We start from the raw sequence: 18,473 nt of genomic DNA on the forward strand, positions 1-18,473 counted from the left end.
TTAGGCGCTTTCCAGCACAGGCAAGTCATTTTCAGTTTCTATCGTTTCTTCTACCGACCAGTGCGGGAACGGATCATTCAATTGGCGCCAGGCCGCCATGCCCAATGCAAGCTCGCTTTCTGTCAGCAGGCAGGCATCAAATTTTGCCGTCAGCGCGGCTTTATCCATCTCCATGCCAATAATGACCAACTCTTGTTGACGATCACCATAAGGCGCTTGCATGCGCGAACGGATGTGTTGCAGGCTGTCTGTATCCTGCGGCCAATACTCGGCCGGCGTCGCTGCCCACCAGATGCCCGCCAGTTCAGTGCGCGTGACCGCCCCAGCCTGTGACCACATGGCACAAAACTCAGGGCGCGAGGCAATCCAGTAGCGGCCTTTAGAGCGGATCACGCCTGGCCATTCGCTATTCAACCACTGCCATAAGCGTTGGGGATGAAACGGGAGGCGTGAACGGTAAACAAAGCTGGAGATGCCGTATTCCTCGGTTTCTGGTACATGCTCGCCGCGTAGCTCTTGCAGCCAGCCCGGTGCTTCGGCAGCCTGGTCAAAGTCAAACAGGCCGGTGTGCATTATGCGGTCCAGCGGCACCTTGCCAAAACTGCTGTGCAAGATCTGTGCACGCGGGTTAAGCGTTTTGAGGATGCCTTCCAGACGGGCAATTTCATCCAGCGTCATCAGGTCTGTTTTGTTCAACACCAGCACATCGCAAAATTCAATCTGGTCAACCAGCAGGTCAACCACGGTGCGTTCATCTTCTTCGCCCAGGGACTCCCCTCTGTCGGTCAGGCTTTCCTGTGAGCTGTAGTCCTTGAGAAAATTGTAGCCATCCACCACCGTGACCATGGTATCCAGTTGAGCCACGTCCGCCAGAGAAACGCCTTCTTCATCGGCAAAGGTGAAGGTTTCGGCAATCGGTAAGGGTTCTGAAATGCCGGTAGTTTCAATCAGCAGGTAATCAAAACGGTTTTCCTTGGCCAGGCGAGTGATCTCCACCAGTAAATCTTCTCGCAAAGTGCAGCAGATGCAGCCATTGCTCATTTCGACCAGTTTTTCTTCCTGGCGTGACAGCTCAGCCCCACCGTCGCGTACCAGCTGGGCATCGATATTGACTTCAGACATGTCGTTGACGATCACCGCGACACGCTTGCCTTCGCGGTTATTGAGTACATGATTCAACAGCGTGGTTTTCCCCGCGCCCAAAAAGCCGGAGAGTACGGTGACAGGGAGTTTTTTGAGGTGAGACGCGCTTAAACCAGACATAAATTGAGTCCTTGCATAAAAAATTCTTGAGGGAGGTCGGTACCGATGAATACCAGCGTAGATACTTTGCGCTCATCAGGCTGCCATTGCGTGGTATGGTCACCACTCATGAGCATGTGTACGCCTTGAAAAACAATGCGTTGTGGATCGTTGTAGGCATGCACAATGCCTTTGTAACGCAGTAGCTGCGGGCCGTAATCATTGATCATGGTTTCGAGAAAGATTTCCAGTTTTTGCAGGTCAAATGGCCGCTCGCTGCTAAACACAAACGAGGTGACGTCGTCATCATGCGCGTGACTCACATCACGCAAAAAGTCTGGTTCGATTTCGAGGATGGCATCCAGTGAAAATCCATCAATATCCAGAATCTGCCTGAGGTCGGTTTGTCCAAAGTGCACGCTGTGTATGGTGGACCTGGCGTTGATGTTGTGTAGTCTTGCCGAGAGGGCGGTGACTGCTTCTGGTGTGACCAGATCGGTTTTCGATAGCAGAATACGGTCAGCAAACCCGACTTGCTCTTGCGCCTCGTGATGCGCATCCAGTTGTTGCATCGCATGCACCGCATCCACCACCGTGATAATCGCATCCAGGTGATAGTTGGCATAAACGTCATCTTCAACAAAAAAAGTTTGTGCGACGGGCGCCGGGTCAGCCAGGCCCGTGGTTTCGATGATCACGCGGTCAAAGCTAATTTCCTGCGCTGCACGTTTTTGCGCCAGATCGCCGAGAATACGCACCAGATCGCCACGCACGCTGCAGCATATGCAACCGTTATTCATTTCTACGATTTGCTCGTCACCCTGAATCAACAGCTCGCCGTCTATGCCGGTCTCGCCAAACTCATTTTCAATCACGGCAATGCGCTGGCCATGTTGTTCTTGCAGAATGCGGTTAAGCAGGGTGGTTTTACCTGCGCCTAAAAAGCCGGTCAAAATTGTGACGGGTATTCTGGGTGTGGCTTGCGTCATGCGGTTCCCCAAAGTGTCATGATCTGTTGCTGAATAAACGGTGAAATCCAGGCCACGCCGAGACCACAAGCAATCAACAGGCATTGCACCAGTAAATCCTGTGGGCGGTATTGCGTTTGTAGCGTTGGCACTAAGTCTGCCAGGGCGATGTAGATAAAACTGGCGGCGGCCAATAACAAGGCGTAGGGAATCAGCGGGGCAATATGCGTAAAACTCAACCAGCCAACCAAACCACCGACAATCATGGCTGAACCCGAAAGCATATTAAGCAGGAGCGCACGGGGCTTACTCAAACCCGCATTGATCAACACCATAAAATCAGAAATCTCTTGCGGGATTTCATGCGCGACTATCGCAAATGCCGTCACCCAGCCCAACTTGATATCTGTCAGGAAACTGGCCGCCAGCAAGATGCCATCAACAAAATTATGGATGCCATCGCCCAGCAGAATAATGGCCACTTGGCCACCAGACTGCTGTTCTGCAGGATGAGTAGCAACAGGGGCAGCGTCGGCATGATGGAAATGCCGCCACAATGCCAGCTTCTCCAGAATGAAGAATAGCAACATGCCTGCCACCAGCATCCAGCCTGCGTTGGTCAGGTGGATGCCTTGATTTAAGGCTTCCGGTAATAAATCCGTGAAAGCAAACCCGAGCAGTACACCCACGGCAAATGCCACCATGCGTCGCGCATGATTGGCGAAGAGGGTGTTGGATAACCAACCGGCGATCAGTACCGAAACCACACCACCGGCGGTACAAGCCAGCATTAAACTGGGGAATAACATGCTTGAACTTTAAAATGCAATTTTGTTGCATTTTAAAGGGTGGTGGATTTAATTGCAACAATGTTGCAATTTTGGGTGTAAAAAAAGCAGGCATCCCACTCCTAGGCACCTGCTATTTAGGCAATACGTATTTTTACGACCTCATCCTCACTAAATGCGCATGCAACATCGCCAGCCTGATACCGCACGCGCTATCGTCATCAAGCGTGCGTCCTCAGTCTCATGGGATCATAAAAGGGGGTGGGTGCCACATAGGCGGACACCTTCTGATGGCTGCACAACACTTCAACAGCCGTACCAATCGCTGTGTATTCAGGCTTTAAATGCACCATAGCTAAAGACTGCATTAAATAATTGCTAAAAGAGGCGCTGGTGACGACACCGATTTCTACCCCATCTTTGACTATTTTTGCGCCAGCCTCAACACTCGTTGCTGATTTGCAAATTAAACCAGCTTGTTTCACCCGCTCTTTGCCTTTGGATGCCAATACAGCCGCTTTGCCGATGTAGTCTCCCTTTTTATCCAGGTCCACGCCCCAGCCCATGTTGATCTCCCAGGGTGTGGTATCACCTTCAGGCATTTCGAATGGAAAAAACAACAGCGCTGCTTCAATGCGCGTCAACTCAAGTGAGTTCCAGGAGGCTGGAATCGCGCCCAAAGGCTTGCCAACCTCTAAAATCTTATCCCATATCTCAATGGCATCTTGCCCTTTACAATAGACTTCGTAGCCACGTTCCCCGGAATAACCGCCACGAGCAATGACGACATTTTTACCAAATAGGCTGGTGGGCTTGTGCTTAAAATAATCCAAGCTTGCCAGGTCAAAGTCGATGACATGCGGCGCTAATATCGCTAAGGACTGAGGGCCTTGTAAAGATAAAATATGCGCATCAAGATCGGGCGCGATGGTCACGTCTTTGCCCGCCGCAAGCATTTTTAAGTTTTCCGGTGTTTTGCCTGAGCCGTGGGAGAGCCGAAAGCTGTTTGCACTGTCTCTGATAATCATGATGTCATCACAAATGGCACCGGATTCATCCGTTTCTGCAGCCAGGACACTGTGGCCGGGTTCGAGTTTGGTGATGTCCTTTGCCACTAGCTTATCCAGGACTTTTTCTGCATCTGGGCCATCCACATTGATGATGTTTAAGCCAGACACATCGTATAAGCCAGCACGACTCCTCACCGCGACCACTTCATCATGGACATCCGTATGATAGCCCCAAGGAATAGGCATATTGTTCCAGGTGTCGCCATCTAAATTTGATCCTAATTCCCGGTGTCGAATATTGAGTACTGAGTTTCTAGACATGATGACTTTTCTCCCATTAAATTGATGATTCCGAATACTATAAAATTTAAGATTTGCTCAACACTCTCTTTAGGATGTACTACTTAAGAAGTAAAGTTGTCTTCAAGTGACAGCTTCAAAAAGTTGAGCCTCCCAGAGCAGGTATTAAAAAAGGGTGAGCAATCAAACTTGCTCACCCTTGCTTAGGCCACGCGTCCCAATTTGAACTAAATGCTATGCAGCCAGAAGACAATGAAGACGCCCGCTAGCAACGCGATATAAGGGAGCACGCCAGCGCGTTTCATGACGCCATCCTTCGCATTGTCTAGTTGCATATCTTCTAGCATGGCTGCTGGAAATACACCTTTATCCTGGATGAAGTGCCGGTAAATAAATACCGGCACAATCAAGGTTGCAAAAAGCAGTCCGGCATTGAGCGTGCCTGCCCCCCAGACGTCAGCGCCTAATCCCATCAATCCCAGGTTAACAAAACCGAGCAAGCCGCCTAAAAATAGTAGGATAGTAGGCGCTTTGTATGGGCGGTCCCAGTTCGGTCTGTCCATGCGGTGTATCCAGCCGGAATTCAGATTGAGGAAGTTAAAAATGATGTAGCCCACATTGGAGGCAGCCAATACAAACACATAGTCTGACATCAGCAGTAACAGCAGGTTGAAACACAAGTCTGTCCACATCGCTTTGGTAGGCGCGCCATGCTCATTGACTTGAGACAAGTATTTGGGCAGCCAGCCATCGACCGAGGCTTGATAAAGTGTGCGAGAAGAACCGGCCATGGAGGTCATGATTGAGAGCAAAAGCGCCAAAACCAGCATAATCATCAATATGGTCACAATCAGCTCGGAGCCGCCCAACATACTCGACAACACCCCGGCAACGCCCATGCCACTGTAAATCTCAGGTGCCAACATCCCATCGTATACCGCGGCAGTCGTCACGTTCCCAGCGGCATCTGTCACTGCTGGCGTCACCAAATGGCCTAAGCCTAAATGCGCCTGAAAAGCGATGGGCACCAGTGTGTACACTGCAATACACAACAAACCTGAGTAGAAAATGGCCTTAAAAGTATCTGTTTTAGGGTTTTTGAATTCTCGTGTGTAACAGACGGCAGTTTCAAAGGCATATGTTGACCAGGCAGCAATAAACAAGCCTGCTGCCATTAATTTCCAGCCTTCAATATTCCAAATACCATCAATCACATTGCCGGCCGTGTCATAACTTAAAGGTGCTAAGGGAAAGAAATTCGCCATAGGCATGTCGCCGGTGAGGATAGGCACCAAGCCAATGAGCATGAGTGGAATTAACGCGGTGACCCCCAGGATCATGGTTGCTTTGGCAGAACGTAAAATACCACCGTGCTGTATCGAAAACACGGTGAGTAAAACAGCAGCTCCGAGAATAAAGGTTGCGTTAATTCTCAGACTTAAGCCAGCTTTAATGGCACTCAAGTCCATGAGAGTAATTTGCCAGGTATTGATGGCGGCATCTGGGGAAAATAAGGCACTTAAAATGTAGCCTGCAGCGAGTCCAGAGCCGATAGCCAATACTGGAGACCATGCGAACCAGTTACACCACACTGACACCGGCGCGATAAACTTGCTGTATCTTACCCATGCAACCGCGCCATATACTGATGCACCGCCAGATTTATGTGGAAACAAGCCTGCAATTTCTGCATAGGTAAATGCTTGAATAAAACCAAATGTGATAGAAATCGCCCATACCAACCAAGCCGGTTTGCCTACCGTTGCCGAAATGGCGCCCATAGAAAACAATACAAGCGCTGGCACACCACTGACGACCCAAAAGGCACCTTGCCAACCAATCTTGCGATGCAACGTGTGCTTGCTTTCAGCTCCACCAGCGAAGCCGGCTTGAGATATATCAATCGAAGAATTAATACTCACCTTATTTTCCCTTCCCTAAAAGCCTTCTTTTTTTCACCTATCTACTGACTTCAAGAAAGGCTAATAAGAAGGTCAACGTTCAATGACAATCAGATATCAACTGCACATGGGATTAAGTCAATACATCCACAATGGAATCTATTTTGATGATTTGCAGCTGTTTACTAAATTCTCACTACGGATTACTCCTTAAGGGGTAGCTGGTGAAGATTTCAAAGGAGTGTTGGAAGGGGAGCGTTAGAGCGTGTTGATAGGTACGTATGCGTAACTTTGCGCCTACGCCAAGATATGCAAGGCCTTTTTGCTGAGCGCTAAAAAGGCACGAGGTCTGTGCTAGTACACATTATTTTTGATTGTGTGCCCAGACGGCGGCTTCTAAGCGGCTACTAAGTTTAAGTTTGCTCAGTAAATGTTTGATATGCACTTTCACGGTGGTGTCGCTAATGCCAAGTTTGCGCGCAATGGTTTTGTTATTGAGCCCGTCACTGAGACATTGCAATATTTCTCTTTCACGCTCAGTGAGCGAAGCCTGCTCATCTTTACGTTGAGGTTTGGGCTCTAAAAGCGCTGTTCTCAGCACTTCAGTGAGTGTGTCTTGAATAATCGTCATGCCGTTAGCGACTTTTTTTAAGTTGGCACAGAGGTCTTCCGGCTCCATGTCTTTTAACAAGTAGCCATCAGCCCCTGCGCGCAAGGCCTCTAATAGATCGTCTTCAGCATCAGACACCGTCAGCACCACATATTTGGCAGTGAGATCTAAGGCTTTAAATTGGCGTAAGGTCTCTATGCCATTCATTCCTTTCATGTTAAGGTCTATCAACACGATGTCTGGTTTAAAGCCAATGGCAGTATCTAGGCCCTCTTGCCCTGATGCGGCTTCACCGATCACTTTAAATGCAGGGTCTGCATCTATGATTTGTCCTACCCCTTTGCGGAAGAGGGCGTGATCATCAATCAAGAACACTTTGTATTGGGTCTGTATCATTTTTAGATTACTTTCTATGATTGAGGCAACTGTGGCGTGAAAATCAAGCGCACTCGCGTGCCCCCTTGTTTGCGTCTGAGAACCGCAACATTTCCGCCTAGGCTTTCTGCCCGCTCTTGCATGATGCTCTGTCCATAATGGCCAGACGCTTCAGTGGCGGTGTAGCCAATCCCATCATCATCAATGATGACAATGATGGTGCCACTGCTTTGAAAATTAAGAGAGATTTCCACTCTACTTGCGTTTGCATGGCGCACTACGTTGGAGAGTGCCTCACGCAATACATGTAAAATATGAAACTCTTCATTGACAGTCAAGCGACAGTTTATCAAACGATTATCCAGAGAAATGGAGAGGTTGGAGCGTTGGCTAAACTCATCAATGGCAGTTTGAATTGCCGAGTTTAATCCGCGCACATCCATATGTACGCGGAAGGTTGCCAATAATTCGCGTAGCTCCCGATAAGCCGTATTCAAGCCATCGCGCAATTCGTTGACAATGCCGCGAAATTCATTCGTCTCTAACTGGTTGTTACTTGCACTTTGCAGCCGCGAAATTTGAATTTTCATGAATGACAGTGATTGCGCCAAAGAGTCGTGCAATTCACGGGCAATGGCCGCACGCTCTTCTAACAATGCCAGTCGCCGACCCTCTTGCTCCCGTCCTTGGAAACCCATCACCATAGAAAGTAAATGTGCCGTCAGTTCGATCAACTGCGTTTCTGTTTCATCAAACACATGCTCAAGATCCGCCTCGACTTGTAACACGCCCAATGCCCCCGTGGGAGTAACGAAGCCGACTGCAATGCATTGAAAGCCATCGCCATGTGGCGAATTGTCATTGCTACAGAATCTCACCAGATTGGTTGTGGTGAGGTCTTCTAAAATGGCGTCACTGAGTTTTTCTGGTTTGTGATTGGAAAATAAAACGCGTTCTGTTGAAATGCCCAAGTCATTTTCGGTAAAAATGAGGGAGACATTTAAACTGTTTAAGGCTTTTTCCAGCGAGAATAAACTTTTGCGTAAGACCGTTTCGCTTAATAAAGTGTTGTTGATAGATTCTACAAATTCATGCAGAAAGTCTTGTGATCTAATTAATCGACGCAGGCGTTCACTGCTATTTTGATTAAACCATTCGTTTTCTGCTTTAAATCCTTCTAGTCTTGCCGTGGTTTCGTAGACCAGGCGTTCAATTTTGACAAACTCATCTTCATCCTGCCCGCGCTGTTCATTTTGCGTATCTTGACCAGCAAAGCTGACCAGCGTGTCCAGGCGATGAACCAGAAGCTTTCTGGCGCTAAACGCGATGGTGATCAAGCCACTGATGGCTAAATAAATACTCAGCAGCTGCAGCAGTGAAATCACTGATTGCTTTGCCTCGACCTCTTGCAACAATAGCGCGACCAATTGCTCATAACTTGAGATTAAGGTCTGAACCGTGAGTCGTTGCGAGGTGATGGACGCTTGTTGAAAGTGGCTGTCACTGATTTTTTCTCTAGCTTCTCTGAGTTTCTGCAACAGTGGATTGACTTGCGTGGCATCATGGTTGTTAATCTGTGCCACCATGTTGCCGAGATCAAAGCGTAAATGGGGATCGGCCTTAAGGATTGCTTCGGTCAATTTCTCGGGTGCTTCCCCGATGGCGGTGTCAGAAAAATGCTGCCAGAACATCTGCTCTTTGGTGATGTCTTGAATGACTTTTTGATTATTAGCAGTGTAGTCGAGCAAAAAGAGAGAGCCAGCTTGCATGAGTATCAAGCTGGAAGCAATACAAAAAATTAATATGATAAGCTTTGCATACAATGTGTGTATTGTCAGATCTTTGATGCTTTTGATCAGGTTTGCAAATTGAATGCTCAAGGATGACTCCGGAATTGAAATTTCCCGTGAAAGGCGCTTAGATGAGTTTGTTTGTTTTTAGCACACTAATATTGAGTGTCATTTTTTTTATCGTCTTTAACGCATGGTGGGTGACTGGCGCCTCATTTAACACACATTTATCTGCATTGATGATCGCTGCAACCACCGCATTGACTTCCTTGTTGTTGATTGCAATCTACCCCATCTTTCGTAAACATTATACGCGTCATCCCAATTCATCGATGGATCATACTGTGACTTGGGCCAACGATGTGTCAAGCAATCTTTCTACGCCAGCCGCTGTCATTGATGGCTATATTGTTAAGTTTGCGAACAAAGCATTTCTGATGGAAATTGGCATGTTAAGCATGCAGGAGCAAGTGGTCGGGATGCCGCTGACCAATATTATTCATCCTGGTGACCATCAGCTGCTGGCATCTTTATTTGCAAAGACAACTGCGACACAAGATAAAAAAAATCACTTACGCATTCGTCTGCTTTGTTTGGATGGCAGCATTTTACCGACGCACATCTCCATTTCGCCTCTACAAGAAGACAGTCGATCTGTGGTCAATTTACTTCAGTTCTCTTCCAGCCTTTCACAAAAGATGGAAGCGTCCAGTGAGTTTGAAAACGCAATACATGAGCAACTCATCAATCACATAGAACAAATTGTGTTTTATCTTAAAGTGAATCAAGAAATCATATTCTTGAATCATTCTTGGGAATCGATGTTAGGTTACAAGGTACAAGAATGTCTCAATAAAACCTTACTTACTTATGTGCATCCAGAAGATAAACCGTTGGCTGAGGCGAGAATCACTTCTCTGATTCAAGGAAAGCGCAATAAAACCGTTGTCGAGTTTCGTCTGATTGCCAGAAATGGCGATTCTCATTGGGTGGAGTTGCGTGCGAAAAATACAACCGCATACAAAGGCGAACGATCCAGCATCATCGGCACCCTGACCGATATCAGCCAAATGAAGCTCACGGAGTCTACGAAGAGAAGCCATCGTCATCTGCTGAACGCGCTCATTAACAATACGCCTGGCATGATTTATCGTTGTAAAAATGATAAAAACTGGAGTTTTGAATTTGTCAGTGAAGGCGCGGTGGATATTACCGGTTACGAGCCGTATGAAATGATAGGCAATCCCAACTTTTCCTATGCCCAGATTATTCATCCTGAGGACCGCAATATCGCGTGGGATCATGTGCAAGAGAAAATCCGGCATCAACAAAAATTCCAATTACTTTATCGTATTTATACGCGTTCTGGCGCGGTTAAATGGGTACTAGAGCAGGGTAAAGGGGTATTTTCAAGTGCTGGAGAGTTGTTAGCACTTGAAGGTTTCATTACCGATGTGGCTCAAGAAGATGGATCCCAGGCCATACAAAGTTTACAAAAGTATTTCATGTGATTTTCAAGGGTTGCCTGTTAAACCTTCGGCAACCAGAGACAAAGGCTATGCAGCGTTATGGGTGTGTCCCTAACGCCACTTCTGTGCCATCATCCTTTTTCGACAGCCATTGCACCGTTAAATCTTTAAACTTGGTTAAGCCTTTGTACTCCACCAAATCCGGATGTAATGACTTCAGCACCCGATGAAAGCGTTTTGCCCAGCGTGCGGAAGTGCTTAACTCATTCATATTGATTAAATAGCAGCGGATACTGAACAGTATGGCATTGCTGCGTGGCAATCTGAATAAGCTTTGTAACTCAACACGTAAATGTACCAGCTCGCCCACATTGTCTATGGTGACTTTATTACGGTCACCGCCCCACAAGGGATAGTTTTCTGGCGAAGTGTCTAGCCTTGGGTTGATTGTCATGGTCCAATTTAAACGCCGTACGGGGGCGCCCAATTGCAAGGCCATGAGGAATTTTAACGCACGGTCCATCACACCTAGTTTCGTCACTTGCGGGACAGGGCCGTGCCACTCATGCCACGACATGCCCACATCAAAGGCCAACGACCAATCTGCTTGGCTGGTGATAAAGCCAGCATCGGCGTACAAGGTACCGTTGCGTTGATCCAATAGCACAAAGTCACCTTGCACCTGTCTCCCCATATACTCCATTGGATCCATGCCAAACGAGGTGCTATCTCCAAAGGTAAACGTGTTTTTAATCCCAAGCGGTTTATTTTCCCAGGTCCACAATAGGCCGTCTTTTTTGAGCGAAAATAGGTCAGGATAGTCGTTCGATAAACTTTCCATCGTCAGCTCTAGAAAATCCCATTGCGCCTCCGCCATGTGTGGCAAGGCCTGGTACCGTCCCGCATCTAGCGCTAATGTTTTGGCTTTATCTTCGCATTCAGCGACGTAGTGCTCATCAATATCAAAGGCAAATTCAGTCACAGCGCCAACCGGCCCTTTGGTGTGAGGCTCAATATTCACTGAATACATGTAGCTGTCTTCTGCAAACGGAAATGGAAACCGTCTAATGGCTTCGGCTGAGTTTTGGTAGGTATAGTCATCACGAAAGGTTTCTTTTTTAAAAGCTAAGCTCATAGCATTTCCTGTTAAAGATTAATTTCTAAGGAGTGGCATTTTGCGCGCGAGACGCAAGGCATAATCTTTTTGCCAGCTGCCTTGTCTGCTTCTGATAAATAGTGATCTTGATGCACCAGCACGCCATCAGTTCGGATGACTTCCAGCTCGCAGCGGCCACATGCCCCGCCACGGCAAGAGTAGGGCGCATCCACCCCTGCCGCTTCAATGGCTTCCAACATACTCATTTCTGCGGGGACATGAACTTCAATGTTAGATTTTGCCAATTTCACTTTGAATGGTTCACCTGAAGGCGGCGCTAAAAACTGTTCGCTATGGATATGATTTTCTGGCCAACCCAGTGATCGCGCCGTTTCAATTAAAGCCACTACCATCGCATTCGGTCCACACACATAGACGTGGGTGCCCAGGGGTTGTTTACTTAATAGCGCTTTTAGATCAATGCTGAGCCCTTCGCTCTCGACATACACATGGACTCTTTCAGCGCATTTTTCTTTCAGGGTAGACGTGAATGCCGCGTGATCCTTAGAGCGATAGGCGTAATGTAATTCGTAATTGGCTTTGGTCCTGATTAAATCTTCAATCTGCGACATGAATGGGGTGATGCCAATGCCACCAGCGACAAGCAGATGTTTACGCGCTCTTTTATCCAGCGCGAATAAGTTGTTTGGATACGTGATTTCTAATTGAGAGCCAACCTTGACCTCGTGATGGAGGTAAGCCGAGCCGCCGCGTGAGTGCTCTTGTAGGCGCACGGCAATGTGATAAGCATCAGACGCCTGCGGAGAGCCCATCAGTGAGTAAGGGTTGCGATGGAGTCGGCCATTGATGTTCATCGCAACCACCACATGACTTCCCCCTGAAAATGGAGGGAAACTTGCGCCATCCTCCCTGATAAAAGAGAACTGCTTAATCAGCGGAGTGATTTGCTGAATATTTGAAACAACAACTTTAAATGTACTCAAGGATAAATCTCCTCAATGCTTGGAATCTGCCCAGGGTCTTCAGCGTCCACCATCAGCCCCATATAAGCACCAAGGCGTCTAGAAAAATGGTCTCTGACAAACAGTTGTTTGCCGCAGCCATCACATTTTTTGATATTGGTATGCGCTTCATAAGAGATGGTTTTGCAATGCACGCAATAGATCGGCCGAGCTAAGGTGCCAACGAGCTCTTTGAGAATGTCACTGTCATCAATGCCATACTTCTCAGCCACCTGAGCCACTTGCCAGATAAAGCGCTCTGAGCCCGCCACGTAGATGCGTAAGCCCATGCATGCATTGGATAAATGGGCCTCAAAGGCAACGAGAGACTCCTCTGTCGTTTCAAACATCAACAGCGCATCCGGCACGACCTTGCTTAAGGGGATGCTGAGATCATGGTGCACCACGGGATTTCTCGCATAGAGTACTTTGGTAGGGTGCTCAGGATGCATTTGCTGGAATAACTTCATTGCCGCCAGGCCCCCAGCACTGCCTTCAACCAGCACAATATGTGCGTTTGCTTGTTGTTGCCAGACCAAGGTTGAATAGACCGGCTTACTTCGAATCCAATATCCGCGTTCCATGGTATTTTTCCGTTAAATCATATGCTTAATAAGGGTGCTTCTTGCATAGGATGAAGTGAGCACTTAGAGAACATATCGGTTAATTTAAGCCTCTTTCACCGCAGGCAATTCGCTTTTATCGGAGAGATACGCCTCCAAGGAGTCGTCCAACGCTTCTAACCAAGGTGTGTGATGCGGTGGGGACATGGTGCCCGTCATCAAGGAGCGATAAGAGTGATCGCGGAAAGTCATGATGTTTTGCTTTTTATGGTACTTCCACTCAAGGAAGGTCTTGTTGACCGCAGGAATATCAAATGACGGATAGTCGGTGGCATCTATCAGCTCCTGAATATAGTCGCCTTGGTAGGTGTACATTTCTTCCGCTGTTTGTAGCGCCAGTTCTTTTTCACGCCATAGCATGCTATGCGCTTTCATCTCGGCTTTTGCCGGTAATTCAATACGTCCCAAAATAATGTCTCGCACGTACCAAGCCTGCGCATCAAACATATTGAAGGAATACCACTGATCCTGCATGCCGATATAGAAGAATTTTGGATTGTCTTCCCATGCAACCCCTTTATACAGGTTAAGTGGCCAAAGCCGATTGTTGGTTTTTAGGCGTAAATCATCTGTGAGGAATGGAAAGTGATGTAAATAGCCGGTGCACAGAATAATTGCATCCACTTTTCTTGAGCTGCCATCAAGAAAATAAGCAGTATCCGTATCGACTCTGACCAGATTGGGTTTTTCTTCCCAGTTTTTTGGCCATTTATAATTCATCGGTGCGGTGCGGTAACAGCTGATGATGCTGCGTGCCCCATATTTGTAACATTGCGAGCCTATATCTTCTGCGGAATAGCTGCTGCCGACCAATAGAATGTCTTTGTCTTTAAACTCCAGGGCATCCCGGAAATCATGGGCATGCAAGATGCGGCCGCCAAACTTGTCAAAGCCTTCAAAACTCGGGATTTTTGGGGTAGAGAAATGCCCGGTCGCGCAGACCACGTAATCAAACTCTTCTGCGTAAATGGTATCCGTGGTGTGATCTTGCACCGTCACGGTGAACTTCTGAGTCGCCTCACTAAAGACGACATTGCGTACGGCCGTGTTAAAGCGAATGTAGTCGCGCACACCTGCTTTCTCTACGCGACCTTTGATGTAATCAAACAACACTTCGCGAGGTGGGTATGAGGCGATCGGCCTGCCAAAATGTTCTTCAAACGTGTAGTCGGCAAACTCCAGACACTCTTTGGGACCGTTAGACCAAAGATAACGATACATACTGCCATGGACAGGCTCGCCATGCTCATCTGTGCCTGTACGCCAGGTGTAATTCCACAACCCACCCCAGTCGCTTTGTTTTTCAAAGCACACAATTTCTGGAATTTGAGCGCCTTTTGCCTGGGCTGATTGAAAGGCTCTAAGCTGTGCGAGGCCGCTAGGACCCGCGCCGAGTATGGCTATTCGCGTTGACATTAGGATTCTCCATAAATCTGATTGATTAGATTGCGCCGCGTTTAGAAGCGCGATGTCGCTAAAGTAACCTGCTTCACCAAGATGAAAAATCCTCATCAAGAAGTACTCCCAATTGGGTAAGTGAGGGTGAGGTCCTCACGTTGATGAGGCCGTAGCTGGAGGTATTTTTGGTCTGTTTTGATGACCGCGCATAACTCAGACCTTGTTGATGCACCAGAATCGCTGGCGCTTATGCACTGAGGTCATGACTGAGTGAAGGCGAAGCCTAATACCAAAGAGGTACGCCATGAGGGTAATTGAATCTCATGCCGTCAAAGTCAATATTAGTGCATTGGATAACGGCCTATGAATGAATATCAACCTCTTAATAGATATCCATAGGATAGGCACGCTCTTAACTTGGACACTTCGTAAGACATGGTGAATCGATGCAAGCAATCAAAGAACAGCAGTGGGGGGAGGACTATTATTTTGGCGCTTCCTTCACCAAGCCTATTAGCAAGTACCGTCTGGATGGACAACAGGCCATTCAATTACGCCTGAGTGCAGGTGACCGGCTTGAAATTCTAAGCGCAGACCAAGCGCAAACGACTGAGCTGATTGTATTAGATGCTCATGGCACATTGGCACCCGCTTTACTGGATAAGCGTCCGCCAGGCGTCGCGGTAGGTATTCAACAGCAACTTCAGCAGCGTGGTGCGGCCTCCCAAAAGTTGCGTAATCAATTAAACACTTGGCAGCTGGATGAGTCTTCTTTGCAGCAAGCAATCACAGTGTCAGGTGCAGAGCATGCCAAATTTACAGCGGAAAATGCTTTGACTGTCGTGATTGCCGCGGCTGGCCCAAACATGTCTGTTGAAGCGCACACGCCAGTCACCGAAGTGGACATTACCGTGACTTACGCCAATCAGCCAGAACCACCCTTGCCCGCACCCTTGGCGCCAATCAAGCACGAGTTGAGGGTTAGTCGCGCCACGGCACAGACCTATGAAGTCAAAAAAGGCGAATGGATCCAGATTATTGATGTGTCTGGCAAGCAGTGCTCGGATTTTATTGCGTTTGATAAGCAGGCTTTGGAACAAGGCGTCGTGTTGGGGCTGGATGCGACAGCGACCCGAACGGTGATGGGTTTGAGCAATCCTGTCCCCGGATTGCACTCACGATACCTTGGTTCGGATCTGAAACCCATGATAGAAGTGGTGCAGGATACCGTGGGTCGACACGATAGTTTTCTACTGGCTTGTACCCCCAAATACTACGAAGACAGTGGCTATTTCGGCCACGCCAGTTGCACCGACAACTTTAACCAACTGTTGGCTAAGTATGGCATTGCACCACGGGCTGGCTGGCCAGCGATTAATTTGTTTTTTAACACCTTTATTGACGCCTCGGGCGCGGTGCTGATGGATGAACCGTGGTCACGAGCGGGAGATTATATTTTAATGCGAGCTGAGCGAGACCTTGTCTGCGCCTCTTCTGCTTGTCCTGACGATATTGACCCTGCCAATGGCTGGCATCCGACCGATATTCATGTGCGTATTTACGATGCTGCACAAGACTTTCCACGCGCCATTGCCTATCGAAACACTTCTGAGGAGCTGCCTCGCATGACCAAACCTTCTGGTTTTCACCCCCGAACTTCCGCACTGACCAAAAAATTTATCGACTATGCAGGCTATTGGGTGGCCACTGAATACGATGGCTGGGGGAAGAATGCCGAATATCTCGCCTGTCGTGAACGCGTGGCATTGTTAGACTTGTCTGTGATACGCAAATTTGAAATTGTCGGCCCAGATGCGGTGGCTTTTTTGCAGTATGTATTAACGCAGAACATCAGCCGCATGGCCATCGGTGAAATTGCGCACTCGGCGATTTGTCTTGAAACCGGCGGCATGATCGATGATGGCACCATCTTTCGTATGGGAGAACAGGCTTTTCGCTGGTGTTGTGGTGCGGAATACACCGGTATCTGGATGAGAGAAAAGGCACAAGAAAAAGGCTTTAAAGTCAGCATCCGCAACGCCAGTGCACAGCTAGACAATCTCGCTGTGCAGGGCCCGAACAGCCGCGAGTTGTTAAGCAAGCTGATTTGGACCCCGGATAGTCAGCCCGCGGTTGAAAAACTCAAATGGTTTCACTTTACGATTGGCCGGCTAGGAGGGGCTGCAGGCGTGCCCGTGATGGTTTCAAGAACCGGATACACAGGTGAACTGGGCTATGAAGTCTGGTGTCACCCCGATGACAGCGAAGCAGTATGGGATGCTGTGTGGCAAGCGGGTCAGCGCTTTCAGATTGCCCCGATGGGCTTGAATGCACTTGACGTCCTACGCATTGAAGCCGGTTTGAGTATGGCAGGGCACGAGTTTGACCACAGCACCACTCCATTTGAAGCAGGCACTGGTTTCAGTGTGCCTTTACGTAGCAAACAGGAAAACTTTATCGGCCGTGAAGCCTTGTCGCGGCAAGCGCCCGAGAGCCGACATCGTCTAGTCGGCATGATTCTGCAAGGGGGAGACCCTGCCAGTCATGGCGATCATGTTTATCATGGGCGTTTCCCGGTTGGCATCGTCACTAGCGCTACTTATTCGCCATTGATGGGAAAACAGATTGCCATCGTGCGCGTGGCACCCGATTTTTCCAGCATAGGCACGCGCCTAGAAATAGGTAAGCTGGATGGGCAACAGAAACGTTTGGCGGGAGAGGTAGTGAAATTGCCTTTTTATGACCCTAAGCGCGAGAAGCTGCTCGCATGAGGCTGACGAGTTATATAGATCCTGTGTCGTACATGGCCTTAATGCCTTTGGGTTGCTGGGAGCGTTTCTCCGAGTTGCATTGTGATGAGCCAACTAGCGGCGCTGAGCGTTTTTCGAGATGAGCTTGTGTAGCAACCACGGCAAGGGTGTTTTACTGAGCCACTGCCGATGGTCAGCCACCCAAGGATAGGCCCGGCTCAATATGGGCCGCAGTATCCGGCTAGACCAGAACTTGCCCATCTTTGAGAAGCCTGTCACGGTATATGCCGCGGCAAACACATCGACACCATTGATCCAGCGTCCCATGGCGTCTTGCGCATGAATCCTGTTCATCAGGGCTTCACGCGTGACCGGGCAGCTGTCGGGTAACTGCATTGCAGTCTGCGAACAATCCACCAGTATTAGCTGATTGGCAGCATCGGCTTGCTTCAGCGTCTCCATTTCAGTCCGACACAAGGGACAAGAGGCATCGTAATAAATGGTCAGCGGAAAGGTCATTTGTGAGCGCATGATTAAGTTCTCAAAGAGATACAGCTAGATTAAAGCGCTGGTCTTAGCCCTTCAATCCACTCACTTATGAGCATCAAAAATCACGCAAGTTCGCGTGCTCATTGCGTCTACAACACCAGCAGGTTAAGCGTGTACGACTGCAGTTGCTTTCTGGCAATCCGGACACAATCCCTTCAAGCTAATCTCAATATTTGACACCTGATAAGTATCAAAAATCGCTTGTGGAATATGCGCAGCGAGTTCGTGTATGCATAACACGGTGCCGCAGGACTGGCAGAGCAGGTGGGCGTGGCCGTGGTTGTTAAGCATGCCCGGAGATGAGGTGCTCGGCGTTTTAAAACTACGTTTTGGGCTGTTTAACTGGTATTTCCAGGCACGGTCTTCGGTGGAGATTTTGTGAATGAGGGCGTTTTCCTGCAACCAGTCGAGGACGCGATACACCGTAACCCGGTCAATTTCTTTCACGCCTTGCAAGGCGGTGAGGATTTCAGGCTGACTTAAGGCAGTATGCGAGTTAATAAGCGTCGTGAGCACGGCCGTTCGTGCTTGTGTGGGGCGTAACCCGGCTTCTATCATCAATTGTTCAGCGGTAACCATGGC

15 protein-coding genes are annotated in these 18,473 nt (G+C 48.4%); 2 read left to right on the forward strand and 13 right to left on the reverse strand.

The genetic code is table 11. The annotated features are described in order from the left end of the window. The 7 genes from zigA to ACIDF8_RS11895 form a co-directional block, all read right to left on the reverse strand. Positions 1-1,263 (reverse strand): zinc metallochaperone GTPase ZigA, encoded by a 1,263-nt coding sequence (gene zigA / locus ACIDF8_RS11865; RefSeq protein WP_412010819.1) that lies wholly within the window; start codon positions 1,261-1,263, stop codon positions 1-3. Continuing rightward, positions 1,251-2,231, reverse strand: a complete 981-nt coding sequence (locus tag ACIDF8_RS11870) for a CobW family GTP-binding protein (protein ID WP_412010820.1) — start codon at positions 2,229-2,231, stop codon at positions 1,251-1,253. The genes zigA and ACIDF8_RS11870 overlap by 13 nt, the downstream gene beginning before the upstream one ends. Next, positions 2,228-3,019, reverse strand: a complete 792-nt coding sequence (locus ACIDF8_RS11875) for a ZIP family metal transporter (RefSeq protein ID WP_412010821.1) — start codon at positions 3,017-3,019, stop codon at positions 2,228-2,230. The genes ACIDF8_RS11870 and ACIDF8_RS11875 overlap by 4 nt, the downstream gene beginning before the upstream one ends. Positions 3,020-3,219: 200 nt before the next feature. Beyond that, entirely contained in the window at positions 3,220-4,329 is a 1,110-nt protein-coding gene (locus ACIDF8_RS11880) for an aminomethyltransferase family protein (RefSeq protein WP_412010822.1), read from the reverse strand. A 206-nt stretch (positions 4,330-4,535) separates the two neighbouring features. Continuing rightward, positions 4,536-6,224, reverse strand: coding sequence for an APC family permease (locus ACIDF8_RS11885; protein WP_412010883.1), 1,689 nt, complete (start codon positions 6,222-6,224; stop codon positions 4,536-4,538). Between the two features lie 349 nt (positions 6,225-6,573). Beyond that, on the reverse strand, positions 6,574-7,215 hold the full coding sequence (narL, locus tag ACIDF8_RS11890) for a two-component system response regulator NarL (protein ID WP_412010824.1): 642 nt from the start codon (positions 7,213-7,215) through the stop codon (positions 6,574-6,576). Positions 7,216-7,229: 14 nt separating this feature from the next. Next, entirely contained in the window at positions 7,230-9,074 is a 1,845-nt protein-coding gene (locus tag ACIDF8_RS11895; protein WP_412010825.1) for a histidine kinase, read from the reverse strand. 41 nt (positions 9,075-9,115) lie between these two features. Here ACIDF8_RS11895 and ACIDF8_RS11900 point away from each other — a divergent pair, with 41 nt between their 5' ends. Then, the gene (locus ACIDF8_RS11900; protein WP_412010826.1) at positions 9,116-10,495 is read left to right on the forward strand and encodes a PAS domain-containing protein; all 1,380 of its coding nucleotides are present in this window, start codon (positions 9,116-9,118) and stop codon (positions 10,493-10,495) included. 55 nt (positions 10,496-10,550) lie between these two features. Here ACIDF8_RS11900 and ACIDF8_RS11905 read toward each other — a convergent pair whose 3' ends face one another. From ACIDF8_RS11905 to ACIDF8_RS11920, 4 genes are all read right to left on the reverse strand, one after another. Continuing rightward, positions 10,551-11,588, reverse strand: a complete 1,038-nt coding sequence (locus tag ACIDF8_RS11905) for a heme-dependent oxidative N-demethylase family protein (protein ID WP_412010827.1) — start codon at positions 11,586-11,588, stop codon at positions 10,551-10,553. 11 nt (positions 11,589-11,599) lie between these two features. Continuing rightward, positions 11,600-12,553, reverse strand: coding sequence for a PDR/VanB family oxidoreductase (locus ACIDF8_RS11910; RefSeq protein WP_412010828.1), 954 nt, complete (start codon positions 12,551-12,553; stop codon positions 11,600-11,602). Next, positions 12,550-13,155 carry a dimethylamine monooxygenase subunit DmmA family protein gene (locus ACIDF8_RS11915; protein ID WP_412010829.1) on the reverse strand — a complete coding sequence of 202 codons (606 nt, stop codon included), beginning with the start codon at positions 13,153-13,155 and terminating at the stop codon, positions 12,550-12,552. Before ACIDF8_RS11915 ends, ACIDF8_RS11910 begins: the two co-directional genes overlap by 4 nt. 84 nt (positions 13,156-13,239) lie before the next feature. After that, positions 13,240-14,706, reverse strand: a complete 1,467-nt coding sequence (locus tag ACIDF8_RS11920) for an NAD(P)-binding domain-containing protein (RefSeq protein WP_412010830.1) — start codon at positions 14,704-14,706, stop codon at positions 13,240-13,242. A 332-nt stretch (positions 14,707-15,038) separates the two neighbouring features. On the opposite strand from ACIDF8_RS11920, the gene ACIDF8_RS11925 reads away from it, so the two are divergent. Further along, on the forward strand, positions 15,039-17,363 hold the full coding sequence (locus tag ACIDF8_RS11925) for a DUF1989 domain-containing protein (protein WP_412010831.1): 2,325 nt from the start codon (positions 15,039-15,041) through the stop codon (positions 17,361-17,363). A gap of 93 nt (positions 17,364-17,456) precedes the next feature. Here ACIDF8_RS11925 and ACIDF8_RS11930 read toward each other — a convergent pair whose 3' ends face one another. Both ACIDF8_RS11930 and ACIDF8_RS11935 read right to left on the reverse strand, forming a co-directional pair. Further along, on the reverse strand, positions 17,457-17,873 hold the full coding sequence (locus ACIDF8_RS11930) for a thiol-disulfide oxidoreductase DCC family protein (protein WP_412010832.1): 417 nt from the start codon (positions 17,871-17,873) through the stop codon (positions 17,457-17,459). Between the two features lie 123 nt (positions 17,874-17,996). Continuing rightward, on the reverse strand, positions 17,997-18,470 hold the full coding sequence (locus tag ACIDF8_RS11935; protein ID WP_412010833.1) for a Fur family transcriptional regulator: 474 nt from the start codon (positions 18,468-18,470) through the stop codon (positions 17,997-17,999). Positions 18,471-18,473 lie beyond the last annotated feature (3 nt).

It is taken from the genome of Methylophilus sp. 3sh_L (assembly GCF_046766015.1).
Lineage (GTDB): Bacteria > Pseudomonadota > Gammaproteobacteria > Burkholderiales > Methylophilaceae > Methylophilus.

Bases quoted from the DNA above. Each gene is read 5' to 3' on its own strand.
- zigA (WP_412010819.1), bottom strand. From the start codon at position 1,263: ATGTCTGGTTTAAGCGCGTCTCACCTCAAAAAACTCCCTGTCACCGTA.
- ACIDF8_RS11870 (WP_412010820.1), bottom strand. From the start codon at position 2,231: ATGACGCAAGCCACACCCAGAATACCCGTCACAATTTTGACCGGCTTT.
- ACIDF8_RS11875 (WP_412010821.1), bottom strand. From the start codon at position 3,019: ATGTTATTCCCCAGTTTAATGCTGGCTTGTACCGCCGGTGGTGTGGTT.
- ACIDF8_RS11880 (WP_412010822.1), bottom strand. From the start codon at position 4,329: ATGTCTAGAAACTCAGTACTCAATATTCGACACCGGGAATTAGGATCA.
- narL (WP_412010824.1), bottom strand. From the start codon at position 7,215: ATGATACAGACCCAATACAAAGTGTTCTTGATTGATGATCACGCCCTC.
- ACIDF8_RS11900 (WP_412010826.1), top strand. From the start codon at position 9,116: ATGAGTTTGTTTGTTTTTAGCACACTAATATTGAGTGTCATTTTTTTT.
- ACIDF8_RS11905 (WP_412010827.1), bottom strand. From the start codon at position 11,588: ATGAGCTTAGCTTTTAAAAAAGAAACCTTTCGTGATGACTATACCTAC.
- ACIDF8_RS11915 (WP_412010829.1), bottom strand. From the start codon at position 13,155: ATGGAACGCGGATATTGGATTCGAAGTAAGCCGGTCTATTCAACCTTG.
- ACIDF8_RS11920 (WP_412010830.1), bottom strand. From the start codon at position 14,706: ATGAGGATTTTTCATCTTGGTGAAGCAGGTTACTTTAGCGACATCGCG.
- ACIDF8_RS11925 (WP_412010831.1), top strand. From the start codon at position 15,039: ATGCAAGCAATCAAAGAACAGCAGTGGGGGGAGGACTATTATTTTGGC.
- ACIDF8_RS11930 (WP_412010832.1), bottom strand. From the start codon at position 17,873: ATGCGCTCACAAATGACCTTTCCGCTGACCATTTATTACGATGCCTCT.
- ACIDF8_RS11935 (WP_412010833.1), bottom strand. From the start codon at position 18,470: ATGGTTACCGCTGAACAATTGATGATAGAAGCCGGGTTACGCCCCACA.